Origin of the sequence: Sulfuriferula thiophila (assembly GCF_003864975.1) — a bacterium.
GTDB classification, from domain to species: Bacteria; Pseudomonadota; Gammaproteobacteria; order Burkholderiales; family Sulfuriferulaceae; genus Sulfuriferula; species Sulfuriferula thiophila.
This window is the reverse complement of record NZ_BHGL01000006.1, coordinates 454,985-477,379: the sequence shown is the minus strand read 5'-3', so window position 1 is coordinate 477,379 and position 22,395 is coordinate 454,985. Positions and strand designations below refer to the sequence as shown.

Here is a 22,395-nt window from a genome sequence, read left to right as displayed (position 1 = left end):
ATGTTGGTCTGGAATGCGATACCGTCAATCACTCCGATAATATCAGCGATCTTGCGTGCCGATTCGTTAATGGCGCCCATAGTTGCCACCACTTCCGATACAACTGCGCCGCCTTTAACAGCCACTTCCGAAGCAGTTCCGGCCAACTGATTAGCCTGACGCGCATTATCCGCATTCTGCTTGACCGTGGAGGTAAGCTCCTCCATTGCTGACGCCGTTTCTTCCAGCGAGCCTGCCTGTGCTTCAGTACGATTGGACAGATCCAGATTGCCCGCAGCAATCTCACTGGATGCCGAGGCTATCGTCTCTGTACCTACACGAACCTCGCCGACTATATGGGCCAGGCTGACATTCATATCTTTCAGCGCATTCAGTACATCACCAATTTCATCCTGGTGAATCACTGTAACATCGGAACGTAAATCACCATCCGCAACACGGCGCGCCACTTCTACTGCATGATGCAATGGCACGGTAATACTCCGGATCAGCAGCCAACCGGTTATGATGGCCATGATGACGCCAAGGGAAAGTATCGCAATCAGGAAATAAGTCATCTGTGCAATGTTTTCCCTCACCAGCACCCGATTTTTCTCCGCCCGTTTTGTCAGATACTCCACAAGTGCTTTTGAATTTGCATCACTTTTAGTATAGAGCGGGTTAATCACTTTCACCGTACGACCTGCTGCCTCTTCCCATTGATTTGCCTGGATATCTGCAACAACTTGTTTGATAGCTTCGGTACCCATGTTATTTGATTCGGTTAACCAGTTATCAAAAAGCTGCTTCTCCTCAGGATCAGATATCCCAGCCTGATACGCATCAGCCTTCTCCTTGAGGATTTTGTTACTGGCCTCAATACTTTTAATATGCTTAGTCACAGGATGGTCATGCATCTTTGATACACTGAACGTAGGGTCATGCTGTATTGCGCGCAACAACTCGCTGCGGTTAAATTCCATACGGTATTTAATACGCACAATGTCAGCTTCAGCGCTTTTGTCTTTTAATGTAAGACTTTCCAGAAGATACACATTGTGTTTTGCGGTATAAATACCTAAACCACCAACAAACAAAAGCAGCAAAGCATTCATTGTAAATGCTGCAATCAAGCGATTTTTAATACTGATTCGACTAAACATGATGTCTCCTTATTTATATTATTTATTCTTTACAACCTGACAACTGCAATCATGCAGCCATCTCGTCAGTTAAACCCATTTCAGCACTAGACATCAGCTTATCAATATCCACTAGAATCAACATGCGCTGCTCTACGGTACCCAGCCCAATCAGATAAGTAGTATCAAGCGCACTGGTCATGGCTGGCGCTGGTTTGATTTGTTCTGGATTCAGCGTAATCACATCGGATACGCTATCCACTACCATACCAACCACACGACCGCCAATATTCAGAATGATCACCACCGTCAAGTTATCGTAATTCGCGTCACCCAGATTAAACTTAATCCGCATATCCACAATAGGCACTATCAAACCACGCAAGTTGATGACCCCTTTGATAAACTCTGGCGCATTCGCAATTCTCGTCGGACTTTCATAACCGCGAATTTCCTGCACTTTCAGAATATCGATACCATATTCTTCCGCACCCAGAGTAAACGCAAGGAACTCATGCCCCGTAGACTCCTCAGAATTACCATTCATGTGCATAGTATTTTGCATGATTTACCTCTTAAACTTTAAACGATTTATCCAAGTGAACGCATAATTGCTGACACATCCACAATCAACGATACGCCACCATCACCCAATATTGTTGCCCCGGATATCCCCGGCACTTTACGGAAATTGGACTCCAGATTTTTAACGACAACCTGTTGCTGCCCTACCAGGCTATCAACGAACAAGGCCGCTTTTTTGCCATCCATACCCAAAATCACCACAATACCCTCTGAAGGCTCCGTATAGCGTGGGTTTATGGAGAATTGCTCATAAAGATAAATCAATGGCAGGTATTCTTCACGCACTTTAATCAGTCTACCCTGCCCCGCAACTTCCTTGAGTTCTGTCGTTGCTGGCTGCAACGATTCAACTACATAGGCAAGCGGCACAATGTATACCTCCTCACCAACCTTGACCGACATTCCGTCCAATATAGCCAGGGTCAAGGGTAATGATATCCGCATAGTAGAACCAAATCCACGCGCAGAGCGAATTTCCACTGAGCCGCCCATCGCAGTGATGTTGCGTTTAACCACGTCCATCCCCACGCCTCGACCAGAAATATCGGTGACAGCTTCGGCTGTTGAGAATCCAGGAGCAAAGATCAGTTGCCAGACATCTTCATCGGGCATGTTATCAGCGACGGGAATACCCTGCTGCTGAGCCTTATCCAGAATACGCTCCCGATTAAGTCCAGCACCATCATCACTGACCTCAATCACGATATTTCCACCCTGATGAGATGCTGCAAGGGTTAACCTGCCCGCCTCAGATTTACCCGCTGCCCGGCGCACTTCCGGTAACTCGATACCATGATCCACGCTGTTCCGCACCAAATGCGTCAACGGATCAACAATACGCTCTATCAAGCCTTTATCCAGTTCCGTGGCTGCACCCTGAGTAACAAAATCAATTTTCTTGCCCAGCTTACCCGCCAGATCGCGCACCATGCGCGGAAAGCGCGAAAACACATAATCCATAGGCATCATGCGTATCGACATCACTGACTCTTGCAAATCATGGGTATTGCGTGTCAGTTGGCCGACACTGTTTAACAGACCTTCGTGCAACATCGGATCCAGACTGCCTATACGCTGTTCAATCATTGCCTGGGTAATTACCAGCTCGCCAACCAGGTTAATTAGCTGATCCACTTTTTCAATGCTAACCCGGATGGAGCTCGATTCAGCATTGTTTGATCCCGATTTTTCATGGTCACGCTTAGTATTTTTCTTGTCTGCCACTTCGCCTGACGCCATCGCTGATTGGGCCAACATTTCATTTTGCGCGGCGGCAGATTCTTTCGCTGCTATTTCAGTCAGCATGGGCTCAAAAAAACCATAGCCTGGATCTTCAACTACAGGTGCGGCTAGCACTGCGGCAGGTGTGATATCAGTGATTTTTAATGCATTGGCATCCATAATAAACGAACAAATAGCGACGATATCGTCTGCACTACTCTCAGTATCCAACTCGAACACTACGCGCTGATCATCCAGGCGAGACTGAGTAATATTCCCTAACAAACCTAGCTCACTGGCCAGGGCATCAATATCTCGCTGAGGTGTCTCGGGCAGTTCGACACGAAAATGATGCATGTTCGCAGATGACGAAAGTGCTGTGTCAGCCAGCGCAGGCACCGGCTCAACCATTGCTGTTTTTTGCCCTGCCTGAGATGTGCCAACATTCGTAGCACCTAATGCAGACAATGCATTCAAACGCTTGCTGATCTGCTCAACAGCCACATGATCAACTTCACTGCCATTTTTATGACCATTGATTAACATTTCCAGCACATCTTTCGCGGCCAGAAATGCATCAACATGCTCTGCCGTTAAGGCTATTTCGCCCTTACGAATACGATCCAGCAAGGACTCCAGAACGTGGGTCACTTCCGTAATATCGTTAAACCCAAATGTTGCGGCACCGCCCTTTATGGAATGGGCTGTGCGGAAAATGGCATCCAGGTCTTCTGAGTCCGGTGAGGCTATGTCGACATCCAGCAACAGCCTTTCTTTTTCTGCCAGCAGCTCTGCAGCTTCGTCAAAAAACACCTGGTAAAACTGACTCATATCTACCGTCATTGCCAACTCCCTAAATTGCTTATTACGAACTTTATTACTTGTGGGATTTCTAAAGATTTATTATTTTTGCACAAAGACACTGCCTTTTACCTGATTTCCATAAGGTAAAATTCGATGCAAATTAAATGAAAATAAATTTCAGAGTCAGGCTAAAATCACCCAATTACTTTTTTAACCACGTCAGTCAGTCGCTGTGGATCAAACGGCTTCACCAACCAGCCCGTTGCACCTGCTGCACGTCCCTGAGATTTCATTTCATCACTGGATTCCGTCGTCAGCATCAGAATCGGCACCTTTTGGTAGTTGGACATGCCGCGTAGCATCTTGATTAGCGTCAAGCCATCCATGCGCGGCATATTCTGGTCAGTAAGCACCAAATCGAATGTTTGCTGTTTAGCTTTATTTAAACCATCCTGACCATCAACGGCCTCTGTCACATCGTATCCAGCTGCTTTTAGACTAAAGCTCACCATCTGCCGAAGCGAGCCTGAATCATCAACTGCTAATATGGTCTTGGCCATCATATTCCTCTTTTTACTTTATATACTCACAAACGCAACAATTGCTAAGCGTTGCGTGATTTAAAACAATTCTATATCGCCACTTTCAAGATGGCGCTGCGACACAATTTTGCGTGACAGATCATCAAAAACCAACTGCTGTCGTTCAAGGTCAGTATTCATATTATTGAGAATTTCCACAATAACAGCATCTTCAGCGACCGCGGGTATTTGACGATCAGACCGGTCCATAACCGCAAAAACATCGTGGAGTTCAGCGATGTGTTTAGTCATTTTGTTGATAAGCTGACTGGTCATGTCCTGAAACTGCAGTCCCGTAACGGCTGCATTGATATGCTGGTTGATTTCTGTTTGAAGTGTCGCCAACTGATCAGCCAGCCCGGCATCGGGTATGTTCGTTGTTAAGTTTTGATACGATGTCAAGCCTTGGTGAATAGCTAAAAAACTATTCCCAAGTTTTCGAACAGCCTCATCTAGCAGCATATTGGTTTGAGCTAAATCCCGCTCAATTTCGCACACATGTTGATTACCATGCGTAGAAACGGTTGCTAACAACTGCTGTAACTGTGAGCCCATGGTTTGCTTTTTCTGCATAGTCGCCCCCAGCGGTCTCATCCAAGTAAAAATAGCTTACTAACTGCACAAATACAATTACTTGGAAAATATTGTTATATTAATTATTATCTTATAACGAACTTATCTTCTACATTAATTAATATAATTAAACAAAGACAAACCCGACATTTTTACAAAGGATTGTTGAGCAGCTTGCAAAGTGGTCTGCTGCTGCGAGAACTTGGTTATGGCCTTAGCATAATCCAAATCCTGTAGCTTTGACAAGGTCTGACTGTACTGTATGTCACGATCAGAACCGTAACTATTCAACGCATCCAGCTCATTGAGTTTAGAACCGGTTGAAGCGCGCGCTGTTAAAACATTGTCCAGGCTTGCGCCAATATTCGTATTTGCTGTTTGCAATCCAGACAAAATATTAGCGTCTGTACTGGCTGGGTTTTCCAGAATTGTTGCAAAATTATCCAGTGTTTTGAAAATGTCTTGCGTACCTGTTTGAAAAATTCCCGGCCCTGATTCACTGATGGCAATTTGCCGCGAACTATCTACTTGCAACTGTGTTTGCCCCTGATCGCCTACGTATTGCGCACCAGTAACCGTAACGCCGCCTACGACAGTACTCGTTTTTACAAAGGGTGGCGTAGCTGTATGATAACCGCCAAACAGATATTTCCCGGTACCATCAGTGGAATTGGCTAATGACATCAGATTATCGAAACCGGCACGAAACTGAACAGCAATCGCCCCACGTGCGGCGCTGGATAATCCAGGAACACCTGCGCTTACGGTTAATGTCTTCAGGCTTTGCAACAAGTCTGTGGCTGTCGATAAAACGCCATCTACCATGGTTAATGAATTTGTCGCAGATTGACGATTAACAGCAAATTGCGCGTTAACCGATTGGGACTGCGTCACATCCAGCACCTGGGCTGCCGCAATCGGATTATCCGCCGGTGTCAAAATACTTTTACCAGCGGAAATTTGCATCTGCGTGTTATTTAACGCACTTTGCAAATCGCTGATTTTGCTTGAGCCCTGATCGTATAAAGCACTAGTACTGATACGCATAATTACCTCCTGTTACTGACCAATAGTCAACAACACATTAAATAACTGGCTAGCCAGTTGCATCACTTTTCCGGCGGCCTGGTAGGCCTGCTGATAACGCAGCAAATTGGTTGCTTCTTCATCCAGATTCACACCGGATGTCGCCTGTTGCGCATTCACCAAATTCGTTAATGTCTGACCTTCAGCCGTACTGGTCACATTTAATTCATTCGTTTTATTTCCAACCAAAGCCACAAACTGTGAAAATGCGCCTTGATAGCTAGCCGTACCACCTACCAACGTATTCGTGGTTTGCAATGCGCCTAACAACACAGCATTACGATTATCACCGACACCGCCGGTATTTACACCGACAGTAAACGTGTCACTGTTAGAAGGTGTGCCACTCAATGTAAAACTAATACCGCCAAAACTGATAGTCGCCCCAGCAGTGTAGGTCACTGGCGCACCAGCTGCGAACGTAGTCGTCGTACCATTATTGGTAACCGTCACCGCTTGCGTGGCTGGAAAACCCGTCAACTCATTAGTACCCGATGCATAGGTCAATGTAACAGGCGTACCGGCAGTTAACGGCGACGCCAGATAGGTACTGTCTACACTACCCGCACTGATCTTGCCTGTGCCCAAATTAGCAATAGGCGCCGCAGTTACAATAGGTGCAGCGGCGGCAATCTGGCTCGTATCGGTTATGCTCAAACCAAAAGCAGTTGCACCCGTCGAAGTCGGCCGTATCAGAAAATTATCGTTAGTTGCAGGCGTGCCGGTCAGATTAAATGAAACACCATCTATGGTTTGCGGAAAAGTAGTAAACGTTGTTACGGCACCATCAGACACACGAGTGACAGAGTAATTGGTACCATCATATTTCAAACGGTAATCACTCGTCGTCAATTTACTGACATCAGTAATAGCTGAAGTCACCGCTCCCGTACCTGTATTAGCGGTGCTGGCTGTTACTGTTGGAATGCCGACAGAGAAGAAATCGCCCCCGGGATTACCATTCAGATCTTGGCCAAGTCGATGCTGGGCATTAAATGTTGTGGCCAGACCGATTGCGATCCGGCCCAATGCATTCTGCGCAGGATCCAGAGTTTGGCTACGGAAATCAAGCAAGCCACCTAACGCTCCACCCGAGAGGGCCGAGCTATCCAGAATAACGGTTTTGCCCTTTGCATTATAGGCAACTTCGATTTTGCTTGGATCTGTAGGGGAAGTCGCCGTGGTCAGATTATATGCCTGGGAACCAACAACCAGCGGTTGCCCATTCCCGATAAATACGTTGTATTTATTGTCGCTCTGCTTCACCACCGTGACTTTAATTTGCTTACTTAAATCAGCCACTAACTGATCGCGCTGATCCATCAAATCATTCGGCGGCTGCCCGGTACCCTGCGCAAGGGCAATATTATCGTTTAGCTGCGAAATTTGCGTAGCTAATGAATTAATCGTGGAGACACCAGTAATTACCTGATTATTAACGCCCTGGCGCAACTCACTCAACTGCGCCCCCATACTTTGAAAACGAGAAGCCAGCGCACTGGCTGATGACAAAGCAGATTGACGGGATGCCGCTGAAGAAGGATTAGAGGCTAAATCCTGAATACCTTTAAAGAAGCTCTGCAAAGTTGGCGACAACCCGGATGTCGAATCCGCCAGCATATTATTCACTTGCGAAATCTGCGTGTAATAGCTGTTCAGGCTGCTCGCCGTACTCTGCGTATTATTGACCTGCGTAGCCTGAAAATCAGAATAAATTCGCTGTATGCTGGTAACGTCAACACCCTGACCCACAAATCCATAACCAAAGTCCTGCGCCGTGGCAGCACCCTGAATGACTGTTTGTCGACTGTAACCTGGCGTTGAGGCGTTAGCGATATTATGCCCGGTCGTGCTGATCCCGATTTGGGCTGCAGCCAGTGCGCTTTGTCCGATACTAAGAATATTAGTGGCCATGATAGTTTACTCTAAGACGTTACTTAGGTTAGCGGCAAATGCAGAACAAACTTTAATGAATCAGGCTGATAGTGATTGATTAATGATTTTGGTCAATTTGTCTGCATAATTAGGGTCGGTTGCATAACCGGCTCGTTGCAAGCCGTGTGCAAATCCATAGACGTCATGCGCATTCGCAATCACACCCTGATAGCGCGGATTGCTCCGCAATAAATTTGCGTAGTCGCGGAAGGAGTCCGCATAACTATCGTAAGCCCGAAATTTTTCCACTCGTCTTTGCGCAACACCATCCACATACTCTGTTGTCACTGAATCGACGGTTTTACCGTGCCATGATGAGCCAGCCTTGATGCCGAATAAATTGTGACTGGTCGTACCATTCGCTGCGAGTATCTCTTTACGACCCCAGCCACTTTCCAGCGCCGCCTGCCCGAGCATGAATTTGGCCGGAATGCCTGTGGTACGACTAGCCTCCTCGGCGTGCGCCTGCAACTTGTTCTGGAATGCCTGTACATGCGCAGGTTGCGACTGGCTGGATTTAGCCAAATCACCGCCTGACAGTGACCCGCTCGTTTCTTTGCCAAGCACATCGGCCTTGCCCGGCATAACCATGGGCGTCTGCGGTATGGCAGGGCCACCAAAGCTGGATAACTGCCGCGCCAACACATCGGCAAGACCTATGCCACGGCTTGCCATATTCTGGCTCAATTGCTGGTCAAGCATAGAGGTGTACAGACGGCTTTGCTCATTGTCAAACATGCCATCTTGCGGTGTCGCTTCACGCATGCTCTTCAGCATCATATTCATGAACACCGCTTCAAACTGCTTGGCAACCGTTTTAATGGCTTCAGGCGAGTTTTCCTTGGCTGCCCGACGCAGTTCCGCCAGACCCTGAGTGTCGGCTGCTAATTTACTGGTTATGTCAGCAGAACCTATCATAATGACCTCAGATAATTTCCAGTTCGGCCCGCAAAGCGCCCGACGACTTCATCGCCTGGAGAATGGCCAGCAAATCCTGTGGTGTAGCACCAATCGAATTGAGCGCCTTAACCACATCCGACAGTGAGGCGCCACCTTTAACCAGCATCATCTGCCCCGGCTCGCTTTTGATCTCTATTTGCGGAGTCTGGGTAATGACTGTTTTGCCTTTTGAGAACGGAGCGGGCTGACTAACTGCTGTTTCGTTCTTGATCACGACCGACAAATTGCCATGCGATACCGCACATGGATCCAGCATAACGGCCTGATTCATCACAATCGAACCAGTGCGCGCATTCATGATCACTTTGGCGGCAGTTTGTGCAGGATTAACACTAATACTTTCCAGCGCACCTAAAAACGCAACCCTGTCGTTACTGCCAATCGGCGTCCGTACCTGAATCACACGCCCATCTAAAGCGGCTGCAGTACCATTACCAAAATGCTGATTAATGGCGTCCACCACCCTGCTGGCAGTCGAAAAATCGGTGTCATTCAATTCCAGACGAATCACATTATCCTGGCCTAATACACTCACTACTGCACGCTCTACCGTTGCACCCGAGGAAATCCGCCCCACACTCAAATGATTAACCTGCGCCTTTGCACCATTCACAGCCGCACCTGCGCCACTTACCAGCACATTACCCTGCGCCATTGCATATATCTGGCCATCTGCACCCTTTAACGGTGTCATTAATAATGTACCACCCCGTATGCTCTTGGCGTTACCCATGGATGACACAGTCACATCCAGCAACTGGCCTGGCTGGGCAAAAGCCGGTAACGATGAAGTCACCATCACAGCGGCAACGTTCTTTAATTGCAGCGTAGTGCCCGGTGGCAGATTCACCCCCATCCCTTTCAGCATGCTCGCTACACTCTGCACGGTAAATGGCGTTTGCGTAGTCTGGTCACCGCTGCCATCCAGTCCGACTACCAGTCCATAACCTATCAACTGGTTCTGACGCACACCCTGTACGCTCGCCAGATCCTTCAAACGTTCGGCCTGTGCAATGCCTGTCATCAACGAAGTCAACAGAACAAGTGCCAGAGATAACGATAATTTCCATGATGTCATGATGATCTCACTATCGTCAGAAAGGTAATACATTCAAGAAAAAACGTGCCATCCACGCCATAGCCACTGCTTTATCAATACGGCTATTAGTACGGTATTCAATACGCGCATCGGCAACTTGCGTAGAAGACACCACATTTCCGGCCTGTATCGTATCTGGACTCACTACGCCTGAAAAACGCACATACTCGACGCCCTTATCCAACGCTACCTGCTTTTCACCGCTCACAACCAGGTTTCCATTTGCCAACACGTCGACCACGGTAACTGTCAAAGTACTGGTGAAATTATTCGTGGCTGACAGCGCATCTGTATCTGCATTTTTACCAGACGAATTCGCTGAGACCGACATGCCTTGCAATGTTTTGAATGGCAACCCGAATATGGTTGGTATGCTTGAGCTTATACTGCCTGATTTACTGCCGGAGCTGGATGCCGCTTTACCAGCACTGGTTTTTTCACTGATGGTAATGGTAAGTGTATCGCCGATAAGACGTGCACGCCGGTCTTCAAACAAAGGCCGATAGGCATTCGCCTGATAAATAGCACCGTTATTGGATTGTGCGGCAGTCACCGGCAGTGGCTTTGCCGTCATGGGTTGTTGAACGATACTATCAGGCACAACTGCACAGCCCGCTAGTAGCGAGAGCATCCCCATCAGTATCGTGATCGTTTTCATCGTGCGCTCAAGTCGATCAAAGCTGTGTCAGTTTTTGCAACATCTGGTCAGATGTTGTAATCGCTTTACTGTTAATCTCGTAAGCACGCTGCGTCTGTATCATATTTACCAACTCCTCGGCCACATTCACATTGGAGGTTTCAACGTAACCTTGATTGACCAGCCCGGCACCATTTGTGCCCGGAGTATTCGTGCTCGGACTACCCGATGCGGCTGTTTCGACAAACAGGTTCTCGCCTCGACTTTCCAGTCCAGCCGAATTGATGAATGTAGCCAGTTGCAATGAACCGACTTGAACCGGCGCAGTAACACCCGGCTGCGTTACCGATACTGTACCGTCACGCCCTATCGTTAGGGACTGTGCATTAGCCGGTATAGTAATGGCCGGTTGCACCACAAAACCACTGGAAGTCACTAGCTGGCCCTGATTATCAACTTGAAATGAACCATCACGCGTATAGGCAGTTGTGCCATCTGGCAACAGCACCTGGAAGAAACCGGCGCCTTGCACAGCCACGTCCTTATCATTACCCGTTTGCTGCAAATTGCCCTGGGTAAAGATACGTTCTGTCGCAACGGGTCTTACCCCGGTACCGACCTGCAATCCTGAAGGAAGCTGGGTTTGCTGGGATGACTGCGCACCAGGCTGACGCATGGTCTGGTACAGCAAATCTTCGAATACCGCGCGCGAGCGTTTGAAACCATTGGTGCTGACGTTAGCGAGGTTATTAGCAATCACGTCCATCTGTGTTTGCTGGGCATCAAGGCCGGTTCTGGCTATCCATAATGAACGTATCATGTTGTTCTCCGCATATAGGGTTGCTTATGATCTAAGTATAAGCCGATCAGTGTCAGGCCAAAGTCAGGATCTGACTGGCTTTATTGGCGTTATTCTCAGCGCTGGATATTAATTTCATCTGCATTTCAAACTGACGCCCCAGGCTAATCATATCCACCATAGCCGTCACCACGTTGACGTTACTGCCCTCTACGGCACCGTCAACGACGGTTACCGTGGCATCAGCATCGGCCGGTTTTCCATCTTTGGTACGGAAGTAGCCGTCATCACCGCGAACTAACGATGCTTCCGGCGGATTAACCAGCTTGATCCGCCCCAGCACATTGACAGAGGTAGCCGCGCCGGTTCTTGGAATGGTCGAAACCGTACCATCCTTGGCAATGGTCACGCTTTCATCTGGTGGAATGGTAATCGGCCCGGTTTCCCCCAGAACATTTAATCCATTCTGGGTTTGCAACAAGCCATTTTCGTTGGTTTTAAGACTGCCATTACGCGTATAAGCCTCAGTGCCGTTACCCATCTCTACTGCAATCCAGCCATTTCCTCGCAATGCCACATCCAGATCGCGTCCGGTTTGCTGCATCGGGCCTGGGGTAAAATCGGTACCCACCGTGGAGTCGACTACAAACGCGCGCGTAGGCAACCCCTCACTCACCACTGGTACGGCACGAAACGAATCCAACTGGGCACGAAATCCGGTCGTCGTCGCATTGGCCAGATTATTCGAAGTATTACTCTGCTTTTCCAGAATATGCTTCGCGCCCGTCATTGCTGTATATATCAGACGATCCATGATTCGCTCCCTAGCTGGCTATTAACGCAAGTTCACCAAGGTCTGCATCACCTGATCCTGGGTTTTGATGGTTTGCGCGTTAGCCTGGTAATTCCGCTGCGCAGTAATCATGTTCACCAGCTCGGCAGTCAGATCGACATTGGAATCCTCGGTAGCCGAAGACTGCAGCACACCCAATGGACCTGAACCCGGCGTGCTGACCAAAGCTGCGCCAGAAGCGGCCGTATCTGTCCACACGTTATCACCGAGTGGCTGTAAACCGTTTGGATTACTGAAACTGGCCAGCACAATTTGACCGAGCGTCTTGGATTGACCATTAGTGTAGCGGCCAACAATAGAGCCATCGGCAGCCGTGTTGAAGCCATTCAGCTTACCTGAAGCATAACCGTCCTGACTTAAGGAGTTAACGCTAAATGCGGAGCCGTATTGTGTGGTGCCGGTATAGTCCACGGTTACGGTAAAAGGTGTACCCGCACCTGTAGTGACAGGCACAGCAACGGAGATTGGGGAACCGCCGGTCAACACACCGGAACTATTGAACGTCACCGAACCTACCGGCACAGCAGCGGCTGGCGGTGTATATCCAATCGGCACACCATCGTTTGTTGCATACACATTCCAGGTATTGGCGGCTGTCTTCACATAATATGTCTGCAGCGTATGTGAATTACCCAAACTATCGTATACCGATACCGAAGTGGAGTTATTAAAGGTCGTAGGATCCGTTGTATCAAAGGGCAATACCGGCGCGGTGCTACCCGAATCCAGATTAAGCACTGCACCAACCTTGGCCGTCACCTTAGGCGCAAGATCCGAGGTATTGATATAGACATCCGTCGGCGCACCGGTTGATAACACGCCACTTGCATTGACTGAATAACCCGTCAAATGCAATCCGTTCGCGTTAACAATAAATCCTGATTTATCAAGCTGGAATTGCCCGTTACGGGAATAGCTGATGGTACCGTTATGGCTCAAGCGGAAAAAACCGCCACCGTTAATCGCTAGATCCAGCGGATTATTCGATGAGGTAATATTGCCCTGGGTAAACTGCTGGGTCACTTGCGACACTTTAGTACCGATACCTACCTGAGAGGTACCAGAGCCGGTCAATGAACTCGCATATACGTCAGCAAATTGCGCCTGGGATTGTTTAAAGCCAACCGTACCCGCGTTGGCAACGTTATTCCCGATCACTTCCAGATTTTTGGAAGCGGCATTCAACCCACTCAGTCCTTGTTGGAAACTCATTTTGCTCTCCTCGGTTTTATCAGGAATTTAAAGAATCTGACGTACATCGGTCATACTGATTGCACCTAAACCAGGCACAGTCAATTTAACCCCTTGGCTACTCGTAGCCACACTCGCAACTTGCCCATACGATAAAGTTTGTGCAGAAACAGGCTGGCCACCCAGCGTAGCTGTAACTTTGAAGCTGTAAGCGCCATCAGCCGCAGCAGCACCGCTATCGGTCGTACCATCCCATTGCAATGGCAGCAAGCCGGCTTGCTGTGCACCCACATCAAAACTGTGTACCGGCTGACCATTTCCATCCAGCACCGTGACATTCACAGTATCTGCATTGCTGGCCAGATCCACACCAAACAATGCCTTACCGGCATTCAGGCTAGTCGTTGAACCATCGACCATCACGCCGTGCCCTATCATGCTGGCAGCCTGAAATGATTGGGTCGATTGATAACTTGCAATCATCGACTCCAGCGTCGTATTCATTTTTTCAATACCCGATACCGTCGACAATTGCGCCAGCTGACTCGTCACCTGGGCGTTGTCCAGCGGATTCAGCGGATCCTGATTCTTCATCTGGGTCACCAGCAGTTTCATGAACTGATCCTGCGCCGCTGCCGACGTGCTCTGCGTCGCACTTGTACTGGGATTCATCGTTGCCAGCAAGCTGGGGGACACGGTATTGGTCTGAACTGTACTCATCTTGAACTCCTTAATTACTGACCAATGGTCAGCGTTTTTTGCAACATCGATTTGGCCGCATTCATGGTATCCACATTGGTTTGATATGACCGTGAAGCGGAAATCATATTGACCATTTCTTCTACCACATTCACATTAGGCATCGTCACATAGCCCTTCGCATCTGCCAGTGGGCTTTTAGGGTCATACATCAAGCGCGGCAGGGATTTATCCTCTACCACCTGATCGACTTTGACTCCCGTCGCTTCTGCACCATTCACCGGCATTGCCGAAAAAACCACTTGCTTGGCTTTATAAACCTGTCCGTTTGCACTCGTCGCGCTATCTGCATTGGCCAGGTTACTCGCCACCACATTCAGACGCTGCGCTTGTGCGCTCATGGCTGAACCAGCCACATTAAATATACTGAATAATGACATGGCAATTACCCTCCTTGCATAGCTGCTAACAAATCCTTAATCCGACCCGTGATCATGGTCAGGCTCGCCTCATACCGCAATGCATTATCAGTAAACTGATTGCGCTCGGTATCCATATCCACAGTATTCCCATCGACACTGCCCTGTTGCACCGTGCGGTACTGCAGTGGCGCCCCACCAAAATCAGCATCATTCACGCCGGGCATATGCCCGCTTGCAGTTTGCGCCATCGCCGTTGGCGTACTGGCATTGCGTGCTAACACACCTTGCAACGCCTGATTAAAATTAAAATCACGCGCCTTATAATTAGGTGTATCGGCATTAGCAATATTGGAAGCCAGTAACTGCTGACGCTGCTCACGTAGCCGTAATGCGGCTTCCTGAAACTGCAATTCATTGTTTATACTTCCTATCATCCTGGCCTCCTGTCAGCGTAATAACACTAAGATATAGTTCCTATAATAGTCGCATCACACAATATCAATTGATCGAATAGGCGAATTTTCATGAGCTTATTCTGCGCTTTAAGCCTGGCAAGGTGATTTAATATGGAATCAGAAATTCAATTGATGGTTACCCAATGAGAAGCCTGCTTACCTTATTATGCTTATTGCCTGCACTGGCTACTGCCCAGGTGGACGCACCGCGTCAGGACCCGGCTCGGATACTGCATAGCGTCGAGCAATTCCTGCAAACCCAAACGACCGGATTACCGGGCCAAGTCAAAATTAAAGTTGGCGCACTCGACAGCCGCCTGAACCTGAGTGCTTGCAATGCACTCGAACCATTTATTCCTACTGGTAGCCGTATTTGGGGTAAAACCACGGTCGGGGTGCGCTGCAGTTCACCGTCAAATTGGACTATCTATATACAGGCTGACATCAGCGTCATCGGTAACTATCTCGTCAGTGCCGCTCCATTGGCACAAGGTCAACAGATAAGCGAGAAACAACTCAGCATAGCCACTGGAGATTTGACAAAATTACCCAATGGAATTATTACCGATAGCAGCCAGGCAATAGGCAAGACCGTTGCGATGTCCATACCAGCTGGCACGCCATTACGCATGGACGCCCTGCGCGTTCAAGCGGTGATTCAGCAAGGACAAAGCGTCAAGCTTGTTTCCAGTGGCAACGGATTCGAAGTCAGCGCAGAAGGACGTGCGCTGACAACGGCCAATGCGGGCCAATCGGTCCAGATCAGAATGGGCAATGGTCAGGTTATTAGCGGCATTGCTCGATCAGATGGTATAGTTGAAGTGGGATATTGAATTTTGTGATTATTTTGCCCGTTGTGTTAAAGTTTGCAAAATAATTGCCGACAATTCAGTTGTAGCTCAGGATTGTCTGAGCGCTCACTAAAAGAGATAACATCATGAAAGTCACTGACTCTGTTAAAAACGTTACGGGCGTAACTGTCGGGACCAGTACTGCGGGTAGCAAAGCAAAAGCAGCGGATAAGTCGACTGGCGCGCAACCAAGCAGTGGCGCTACCGTCACCTTATCGCCGCTATCTTCCCAGCTGCAGGCCTTGCAATCGCAAATATCAACCAGCAGTGCTTTTGACGCAAAAAAGGTTGACGCGATCAAACTAGCTATTGCGGATGGACAGTTCCAGGTCGATTCTAAAAAGATTGCCAACGAACTGATATCGTCGGTCAAAGATTTACTACAAGGCAGGAATAGTCAAAGATGAGCACATTCGGCACACGATTATTAGAGAATCTGCATGAAGAAAACCAAACCATTACCAGCTTGGTTAAACTTATTCAGAATGAACAAGCTCTGTTAATCAACGCCGATATTGAAGAGATCAAACCCATTGTTGATCAAAAAGCTCAGCACATTGCCAAATTGGCAGAGCTATCAAACAAGCGCCATCTAATTCTTGCGACTGCTGGACATCAGCCTGATGAATCGGGCATGCAGACCTGGATTGACCAAAACGCAGCCCATACTGTTGATCAAGCCTGGCAAAGCTTGTTGAACCTGGTAAGAACAGCCAAAGAACTTAATCACACCAACGGGCTGCTGATTAATACGCACCTGAGCCGCAATCAAAATACACTCAATGTTCTGCGCGGTTCCAATAAAACCGGCAATATTTACGGTCCTGATGGTCAAACCACAAGCGCAACCAAATCCCGCGGCATCGTTGTCGGGTAAGCACCAAACCCTGAAGTTTTAGCGCTTCCCAAGCCCCGATTTAAACGCGTTCACCCCATAGGTCATGCTCGCCACTATCGATTATTTTAACGGTAGCAAACTCACCCGGCACCAACCCTGCAGCATCCTCAATCACCACCACACCATCAATCTCAGGTGCATCTGCATAACTGCGACCTATTGCACCCTCTTCGCTGATTTCATCAATCAGCACTGTAAGAGTCTGGCCAATACGCGCCTCCAACCGATCCGCACTAATGTCAGCCTGCAACTCCATTAACCGCGCACGACGTTCCTCTTTGATTTCTTCCGGCACGTGATCAGGCAATGCATTAGCCGTCGCACCTTCAACTGCTGAATACGTAAAGCAACCGACACGATCCAGATCCGCTTCTGCAATAAACTCCATTAGCTGTTCAAAATCGGCTTCCGTCTCACCAGGGAAACCGGTAATAAACGTACTGCGAATAACCAGTTCAGGGCAAATCTCACGCCATGCGCGAATTCGCGCCAACGTATTTTCAGCCGCAGCCGGACGTTTCATCGCCTTCAGTATGCGCGGGCTGGCATGCTGGAACGGGATATCGAGATACGGCAAAATCTTGCCCTCCGCCATTAATGGAATAATCTCATCCACATGCGGATAAGGATAAACATAATGCAGACGCACCCAGACATCAAGCTCAGCCAATGCAGCAGCCAATTCCGTCATGCGCGTCTTCAACGGACGGCCTTGCCAGAAACCAGTACGGTATTTGACATCCACACCATAGGCACTGGTATCCTGGGAGATTACCAGTAACTCTTTCACACCAGCCGCAGCCAGTCGCTCGGCTTCCTGCATCACATCACCCACAGGCCGGCTCACCAGATCACCGCGCATGGACGGGATAATGCAAAACGTGCAGCGGTGGTTACAACCCTCGGATATTTTCAGATAAGCATAATGATCAGGCGTTAAACGTATGCCTTGCGGCGGCACCAGGTCAAGATAAGGATCATGCGGCTTAGGCAAATGTTCGTGCACCGCCGCCATGACCGCTTCCGTGGCATGCGGACCGGTTACTGCCAGCACGCTGGGATGTGCCAGCTTGACCACATCGGCCTTCGCGCCAAGACAGCCGGTCACAATCACCTTGCCATTTTCAGCCAACGCCTCGCCGATTGCATCGAGCGACTCTTCCACCGCAGCATCAATAAAACCGCAGGTATTCACCACCACCAGATCTGCGTCCTGGTAATTAGGTGCAATTAAATAGCCTTCGGCGCGTAATTCAGTCAAAATACGCTCGGAATCTGAAGTGGCCTTGGGGCAACCTAACGACACAAAGCCAATTTTCGGGATAGTATTCATTTAAACAATCTTTCTTTGGTATCAAACCACGATGTACATTATATTTTTTGCGTTTGCCTATATCTGGGTCATGCTTATGGTTACAGCATCCAGCTGGATTAGCAGCGTAATGGTTTTCGTATTTGGTGGAGCACTACTTGCGGTTGTTTACTATCTGCTCGACACACCTGGACGCAAGCATCGCCGTCTGCGCGCAGAACAGCAGGAAGATCAGGCGTAACCCCGCGCCAGCCACTCAGTCAACGCAATCGTACCCACACCTGCAGCAATCAAGGCTGCCTGCTCTATCGTGGCTGCCAGCCCTACTCGCTTATGCAAGCCGGGAATCAAATCAGCAACCGCAACATAAATCATACTAGCTGCCGCCAACCCAAGGAACACAGGAATCAAATTTTGCATGGACTGCAACGCAAAATACGCTAACAACCCTCCCACCAGCGTGGCCGCACTCGATAACAGATTAAATGCCAGCGCACGCGATTTGGTATAACCGGAGTGGAGCAGAATCAGAAAATCGCCGACTTCTTGCGGAATTTCATGAGCGATAATTGCTAGTGCGGTAACAATACCCAACTGCACATCGGCCAGGAAAGCGGCTGCAATCAAGATACCATCCACAAAATTATGGAAAGTATCACCTACCAGTATCATCATGCCGGAACGGCCGTGATCATGCCCATTATGCTCATGCATAACGCCGTGCGTTTCACAGCTTTCATGATGACAATGCCGCCACAGCACGAGTTTTTCTAAGATAAAAAAGCCAAAAATACCCGCCAATACTGTCGCTGCTGTGTTGTGGGCATTACCAGACACCTCTATAGCGTGCGGTAATATTTCTAAAAATACTGCACCCAGCAACGCACCAATCGCATAACTGACTAGACCACCTACCCAACTGGGCCGTGCAGCAAATGCAAATATGGCGGCCGCAAACACACTGAGCGCGCCACCTATAAAACTACTCACAACAATCCAGGCAAGTACAGACATGTATAGCAAAACTCTAAATCGAAAGCATGATTATACGCTACCCTGTGCGCCAGCGCCTTAATGCACGCAAGCTGCCAGCGATCATCAGCGCTCCGCAATCCAGATCAGGCTGGCCATACGCCCTGTCACACCATCACGCCGATAGGAATAAAACTGTTGAGCATCCCCATAGGTACAGTAATTCCCACCATAAACCTCAGTAAGACCAATACGCTTCAGACGCAATCGCGCCAGCATGTAGATATCCGCCAGCCACTTCCCAGCGCTGACACCCTTGAAAGCACTAGCTGCTTCGGGCAGATCAGCAACAAACACCTGCCTCACCTCATCACCCACTTCAAATGCGGCTGGACCGATAGCAGGGCCGAACCACGCCATCATTTGGCCTGGAGGATGCGCCATCACATCAACGGTCTGCTCCAGCACGCCCGCTGCCAATCCACGCCAGCCTGCGTGTGCCGCACCAACCACGCTACCATCTGCAGCGCAAAACAGCACCGGCAGGCAGTCAGCAGTCAATACTGCACATACGGTATTAACCCGCCTTGCCATTGCCGCATCCGCCTCAACTATCTCTTTTAATTGGTCAGCGTAAGCAACCGTCGTGCCATGCACCTGTTTAAGCCACAGCGGTTCAGTTGGCAACTCATCTCGCACCAGGGTACGATTCTGTGCCACATCAACCCAGCTATCGCCGACATGGTCACCCAGATTTAAACCCTGGTATACGCCCTGACTGACCCCACCGGCACGCGTTGTCACCAGGCTTTTAACATTTTTGGGCGCTGGCCAGTCCGGAGTAATAACGTTTAAATTCATCATGCTTCACTTCGTTTGTAATCTGAATACGAGATTAATCACTCAATGTTCGCCGTTGTTAAACAATCTATCAACATGGCAAAATCAGCCGGCGGTTCCATCTGCCATTCCATCATATCTTCCGTCACCGGATGAACTAGCCCAAGCTGGGTGGCATGCAACGCCTGTCGCGAAAAATCACGTGAACATGGAATGTCGTTCGCTCTGCCTCGACTGTAAGCAGCGTCGCCTACCAATGGATAGCCAATAGACTGCATATGCACACGAATCTGATGGGTACGACCCGTCTCCAGCGAGCATCGCACCAGGGTATGTTTAGCAAAACGCGTCACTACAGCATATCGTGTTACCGCATCACGACCGGTGCTCACCACGGCCATCTTAGTGCGCAGGCTAGGATGACGACCGATAGGTGCATCAACCCGACCATTTTGCGCAATGACCCCATGCACAACGGCAAGATACTCACGCTTTACCGTACGCGCCTGCAACTGCCGAACCAGGTGCGTTTGGGCAGTTAATGTTTTAGCCACTACCAGCAAACCACTGGTGTCCTTATCCAGCCTGTGCACAATACCAGCTCGCGGGATGTGCGTTAATGCTGGCGCGTGATAGAGTAATGCATTCAACAGCGTGCCTTGCCAGTTGCCACTACCAGGATGCACAACCAGGCCAGCGGGTTTATTGATAATGAGAATGCTATCATCCTCGTACACAATATCCAGAGCGATGTTTTCGGCGACGGCGGGCAACTCGGCAGGATGCAATTCCGGATAGAGGGTAACGGCTTCACCACCCCACACCTTGTCTTTGGAAGAAAGTACGCGGCCATTAACCTGAACCAGTTCCTGCTTGATCCAATCCTGGATACGGCTACGTGAATATTCGGGCATTAATGCAGCCAGCGCACTATCCAAACGCAATCCCGCGCTGGAAAATGGGATTTCCAACTGGATAACGCTGCTCGCCGTTGGCTTTAATGTATAATCTATTAACTGTTTTTCGGATGATGTCATGAAACGAAGTTTACTTGTTTTACTGCTAGTTGGGTTAGTTGGTTGCAGCAGCACACCAACTACCAATGATGAAACCAAAAATTGGTCCGCACAAAAAATTTACTCCGAAGCTAAAAGCATGCTCAATTCGGGTAGTTATGAAAAGTCTATCAAACTATTCGAAACGCTGGAGGCACGCTATCCGTATGGCCGCTATGCGCAACAGGCCCAGCTCGAAGTGGCTTATGCATATTATAAGGACAATGAGCCTGTATCAGCCGTGGCTGCATGCGATCGTTTTATCAAGTTGCATCCAAATCATCCAAATGTTGATTATGCCTACTACTTAAAAGGCCTGGCGAACTTCACTGAAGATCAAAGCCTGTTTGCACGTATCGCTGATCAGGATATGACTGAACGCGACCCACGTTCTGCCAGCAGTTCGTTTGAATCATTCCGCGAACTTTCCACCCGCTTCCCGGACAGCAAATACACGCCAGATGCCATAGCGCGTATGAAATACCTGGTGGATGCACTGGCTTGGCACGAAGTTCACGTCGCTCAATATTATTATAAACGTGGCGCTTATGTCGCCGCTGCCAATCGCGCACAATATGCACTGATACATTACCCGCAGGCTCCCGCCAATGAACTCGGCCTGGCCATCATGGTCCGCAGCTATGATGCAATGGGTACCAATGATCTGCGCGATGATGCTTTGCGGGTATTACAAAAGAACTTTCCCACCAGTAAATATGTCAGTGGTAACTTCGATCGTAAAAAACCATGGTGGCGCTTCTGGGAACTATAATCTGATATGAAACTTGTTTTATTTGATCTAGACAACACCCTGCTGGCTGGCGATTCCGACTATGAATGGGGGCAATTCCTTATCGAGCGTGGCATCGTTGACCGCGCCCTGTATGAATCGCGCAACCTCGAGTTTTACCAGCAGTACAAAGCTGGCACATTAGATATTAACGAGTTTCTGGATTTTCAGTTGCGTCCATTAGCGCAGCATACCCGTGCGCAACTCGATGCATGGCACGCAGACTTCATGCAACAAAAAATCCAGCCTATGATCACAGCGACAGCACGTGACTTGGTCAATCGCGCCCTGGACGAAGCTGATCTGGTGGCCATCATCACTGCCACTAACAGTTTTGTTACTTCCCCGATTGCACAGGCATTTGGCATCCCGCATTTGATCGCTACCGAACCGGAACAAATCCAGGGCCAATTCACCGGCAAGGTCAGTGGCACCCCCAGCTTCCGCGAAGGTAAAGTGACGCGCCTGAACGAATGGCTGACAGATCAGAACAAGCAATTGCAGGACTTTGATCAAAGCTGGTTCTACAGCGATTCATTAAATGACTTGCCGTTATTGGAGCTGGTCAGCAATCCGGTCGCCGTCGATGCCGACCCCACTCTGCATTCGCATGCTCAGGCACGCGGCTGGCCAAGCATCAGCTTACGCAAGTAATA

Annotated in this window: 26 protein-coding genes; 6 read left to right on the top strand and 20 right to left on the bottom strand. The window is 48.9% G+C overall.

The window, feature by feature from the left end; genetic code table 11:
* The 16 genes from EJE49_RS14360 to flgB form a co-directional block, all read right to left on the bottom strand.
* Nucleotides 1–1,142: Tar ligand binding domain-containing protein (locus EJE49_RS14360; RefSeq protein ID WP_124949233.1), on the bottom strand; the 1,142-nt coding region annotated here is incomplete at its 3' end.
* A 49-nt stretch (nucleotides 1,143–1,191) separates the two neighbouring features.
* A complete protein-coding gene (locus tag EJE49_RS04785; protein WP_124949232.1) occupies nucleotides 1,192–1,686 on the bottom strand; it encodes a chemotaxis protein CheW in 495 nt (164 codons plus the stop codon).
* A 26-nt stretch (nucleotides 1,687–1,712) separates the two neighbouring features.
* The gene (gene cheA / locus EJE49_RS04780; RefSeq protein WP_124949231.1) at nucleotides 1,713–3,770 is read right to left on the bottom strand and encodes a chemotaxis protein CheA; all 2,058 of its coding nucleotides are present in this window, start codon (nucleotides 3,768–3,770) and stop codon (nucleotides 1,713–1,715) included.
* Between the two features lie 155 nt (nucleotides 3,771–3,925).
* Entirely contained in the window at nucleotides 3,926–4,291 is a 366-nt protein-coding gene (locus tag EJE49_RS04775) for a response regulator (protein WP_124949230.1), read from the bottom strand.
* A 60-nt stretch (nucleotides 4,292–4,351) separates the two neighbouring features.
* Nucleotides 4,352–4,885 (bottom strand): chemotaxis protein, encoded by a 534-nt coding sequence (locus tag EJE49_RS04770; protein ID WP_124949229.1) that lies wholly within the window; start codon nucleotides 4,883–4,885, stop codon nucleotides 4,352–4,354.
* 114 nt (nucleotides 4,886–4,999) lie between these two features.
* Nucleotides 5,000–5,932 (bottom strand): flagellar hook-associated protein FlgL, encoded by a 933-nt coding sequence (gene flgL / locus EJE49_RS04765; RefSeq protein ID WP_124949228.1) that lies wholly within the window; start codon nucleotides 5,930–5,932, stop codon nucleotides 5,000–5,002.
* A gap of 12 nt (nucleotides 5,933–5,944) precedes the next feature.
* Nucleotides 5,945–7,885, bottom strand: a complete 1,941-nt coding sequence (flgK, locus tag EJE49_RS04760) for a flagellar hook-associated protein FlgK (RefSeq protein WP_124949227.1) — start codon at nucleotides 7,883–7,885, stop codon at nucleotides 5,945–5,947.
* Between the two features lie 60 nt (nucleotides 7,886–7,945).
* Nucleotides 7,946–8,824, bottom strand: a complete 879-nt coding sequence (gene flgJ / locus EJE49_RS04755) for a flagellar assembly peptidoglycan hydrolase FlgJ (protein ID WP_124949226.1) — start codon at nucleotides 8,822–8,824, stop codon at nucleotides 7,946–7,948.
* 7 nt (nucleotides 8,825–8,831) lie between these two features.
* A complete protein-coding gene (locus tag EJE49_RS04750) occupies nucleotides 8,832–9,890 on the bottom strand; it encodes a flagellar basal body P-ring protein FlgI (RefSeq protein WP_370685815.1) in 1,059 nt (352 codons plus the stop codon).
* A gap of 70 nt (nucleotides 9,891–9,960) precedes the next feature.
* Nucleotides 9,961–10,623, bottom strand: coding sequence for a flagellar basal body L-ring protein FlgH (locus EJE49_RS04745; protein ID WP_124949224.1), 663 nt, complete (start codon nucleotides 10,621–10,623; stop codon nucleotides 9,961–9,963).
* Between the two features lie 16 nt (nucleotides 10,624–10,639).
* Nucleotides 10,640–11,422 (bottom strand): flagellar basal-body rod protein FlgG, encoded by a 783-nt coding sequence (gene flgG / locus EJE49_RS04740; RefSeq protein WP_124949223.1) that lies wholly within the window; start codon nucleotides 11,420–11,422, stop codon nucleotides 10,640–10,642.
* A 52-nt stretch (nucleotides 11,423–11,474) separates the two neighbouring features.
* Complete coding sequence (gene flgF, locus EJE49_RS04735; protein ID WP_124949222.1) at nucleotides 11,475–12,215, bottom strand: flagellar basal-body rod protein FlgF; 741 nt, start codon at nucleotides 12,213–12,215, stop codon at nucleotides 11,475–11,477.
* Between the two features lie 21 nt (nucleotides 12,216–12,236).
* Entirely contained in the window at nucleotides 12,237–13,466 is a 1,230-nt protein-coding gene (gene flgE / locus EJE49_RS04730) for a flagellar hook protein FlgE (protein WP_124949221.1), read from the bottom strand.
* A gap of 27 nt (nucleotides 13,467–13,493) precedes the next feature.
* A complete protein-coding gene (locus EJE49_RS04725) occupies nucleotides 13,494–14,165 on the bottom strand; it encodes a flagellar hook assembly protein FlgD (protein WP_124949220.1) in 672 nt (223 codons plus the stop codon).
* Nucleotides 14,166–14,179: 14 nt separating this feature from the next.
* Nucleotides 14,180–14,584 carry a flagellar basal body rod protein FlgC gene (gene flgC, locus EJE49_RS04720; RefSeq protein ID WP_124949219.1) on the bottom strand — a complete coding sequence of 135 codons (405 nt, stop codon included), beginning with the start codon at nucleotides 14,582–14,584 and terminating at the stop codon, nucleotides 14,180–14,182.
* A gap of 5 nt (nucleotides 14,585–14,589) precedes the next feature.
* The gene (gene flgB, locus EJE49_RS04715; protein ID WP_124949218.1) at nucleotides 14,590–15,000 is read right to left on the bottom strand and encodes a flagellar basal body rod protein FlgB; all 411 of its coding nucleotides are present in this window, start codon (nucleotides 14,998–15,000) and stop codon (nucleotides 14,590–14,592) included.
* A gap of 164 nt (nucleotides 15,001–15,164) precedes the next feature.
* Here flgB and flgA point away from each other — a divergent pair, with 164 nt between their 5' ends.
* The 3 genes from flgA to EJE49_RS04700 all read left to right on the top strand — a co-directional run bounded on the left by flgA (nucleotide 15,165) and on the right by EJE49_RS04700 (nucleotide 16,749).
* Nucleotides 15,165–15,854: a flagellar basal body P-ring formation chaperone FlgA gene (gene flgA / locus EJE49_RS04710; protein WP_124949217.1), complete on the top strand. Its 690-nt coding sequence runs from the start codon at nucleotides 15,165–15,167 to the stop codon at nucleotides 15,852–15,854.
* A 104-nt stretch (nucleotides 15,855–15,958) separates the two neighbouring features.
* Nucleotides 15,959–16,279 (top strand): flagellar biosynthesis anti-sigma factor FlgM, encoded by a 321-nt coding sequence (gene flgM / locus EJE49_RS04705; protein ID WP_124949216.1) that lies wholly within the window; start codon nucleotides 15,959–15,961, stop codon nucleotides 16,277–16,279.
* Nucleotides 16,276–16,749 carry a flagella synthesis protein FlgN gene (locus EJE49_RS04700; RefSeq protein WP_124949215.1) on the top strand — a complete coding sequence of 158 codons (474 nt, stop codon included), beginning with the start codon at nucleotides 16,276–16,278 and terminating at the stop codon, nucleotides 16,747–16,749. Before flgM ends, EJE49_RS04700 begins: the two co-directional genes overlap by 4 nt.
* Before the next feature lie 40 nt (nucleotides 16,750–16,789).
* Here the strand turns inward: EJE49_RS04700 and rimO are convergent, their stop codons facing one another.
* A complete protein-coding gene (gene rimO, locus EJE49_RS04695; RefSeq protein WP_124949214.1) occupies nucleotides 16,790–18,103 on the bottom strand; it encodes a 30S ribosomal protein S12 methylthiotransferase RimO in 1,314 nt (437 codons plus the stop codon).
* 76 nt (nucleotides 18,104–18,179) lie between these two features.
* On the opposite strand from rimO, the gene EJE49_RS04690 reads away from it, so the two are divergent.
* Nucleotides 18,180–18,323, top strand: a complete 144-nt coding sequence (locus EJE49_RS04690; protein WP_189941697.1) for a hypothetical protein — start codon at nucleotides 18,180–18,182, stop codon at nucleotides 18,321–18,323.
* Here EJE49_RS04690 and EJE49_RS04685 read toward each other — a convergent pair.
* The 3 genes from EJE49_RS04685 to rluD form a co-directional block, all read right to left on the bottom strand.
* Nucleotides 18,314–19,096, bottom strand: a complete 783-nt coding sequence (locus EJE49_RS04685) for a ZIP family metal transporter (protein WP_124949212.1) — start codon at nucleotides 19,094–19,096, stop codon at nucleotides 18,314–18,316. The genes EJE49_RS04690 and EJE49_RS04685 overlap by 10 nt on opposite strands.
* 84 nt (nucleotides 19,097–19,180) lie before the next feature.
* Nucleotides 19,181–19,915 carry a peptidoglycan editing factor PgeF gene (pgeF, locus tag EJE49_RS04680; RefSeq protein WP_124949283.1) on the bottom strand — a complete coding sequence of 245 codons (735 nt, stop codon included), beginning with the start codon at nucleotides 19,913–19,915 and terminating at the stop codon, nucleotides 19,181–19,183.
* A gap of 38 nt (nucleotides 19,916–19,953) precedes the next feature.
* Nucleotides 19,954–20,931 (bottom strand): 23S rRNA pseudouridine(1911/1915/1917) synthase RluD, encoded by a 978-nt coding sequence (gene rluD, locus EJE49_RS04675; RefSeq protein ID WP_124949211.1) that lies wholly within the window; start codon nucleotides 20,929–20,931, stop codon nucleotides 19,954–19,956.
* Between rluD and EJE49_RS04670 the strand changes: the two genes are divergently transcribed.
* Complete coding sequence (locus tag EJE49_RS04670) at nucleotides 20,930–21,721, top strand: outer membrane protein assembly factor BamD (protein ID WP_124949210.1); 792 nt, start codon at nucleotides 20,930–20,932, stop codon at nucleotides 21,719–21,721. The genes rluD and EJE49_RS04670 overlap by 2 nt on opposite strands.
* Before the next feature lie 6 nt (nucleotides 21,722–21,727).
* Nucleotides 21,728–22,393 (top strand): histidinol-phosphatase, encoded by a 666-nt coding sequence (locus EJE49_RS04665; RefSeq protein WP_124949209.1) that lies wholly within the window; start codon nucleotides 21,728–21,730, stop codon nucleotides 22,391–22,393.
* The last annotated feature ends 2 nt before the right edge of the window (nucleotides 22,394–22,395 follow it).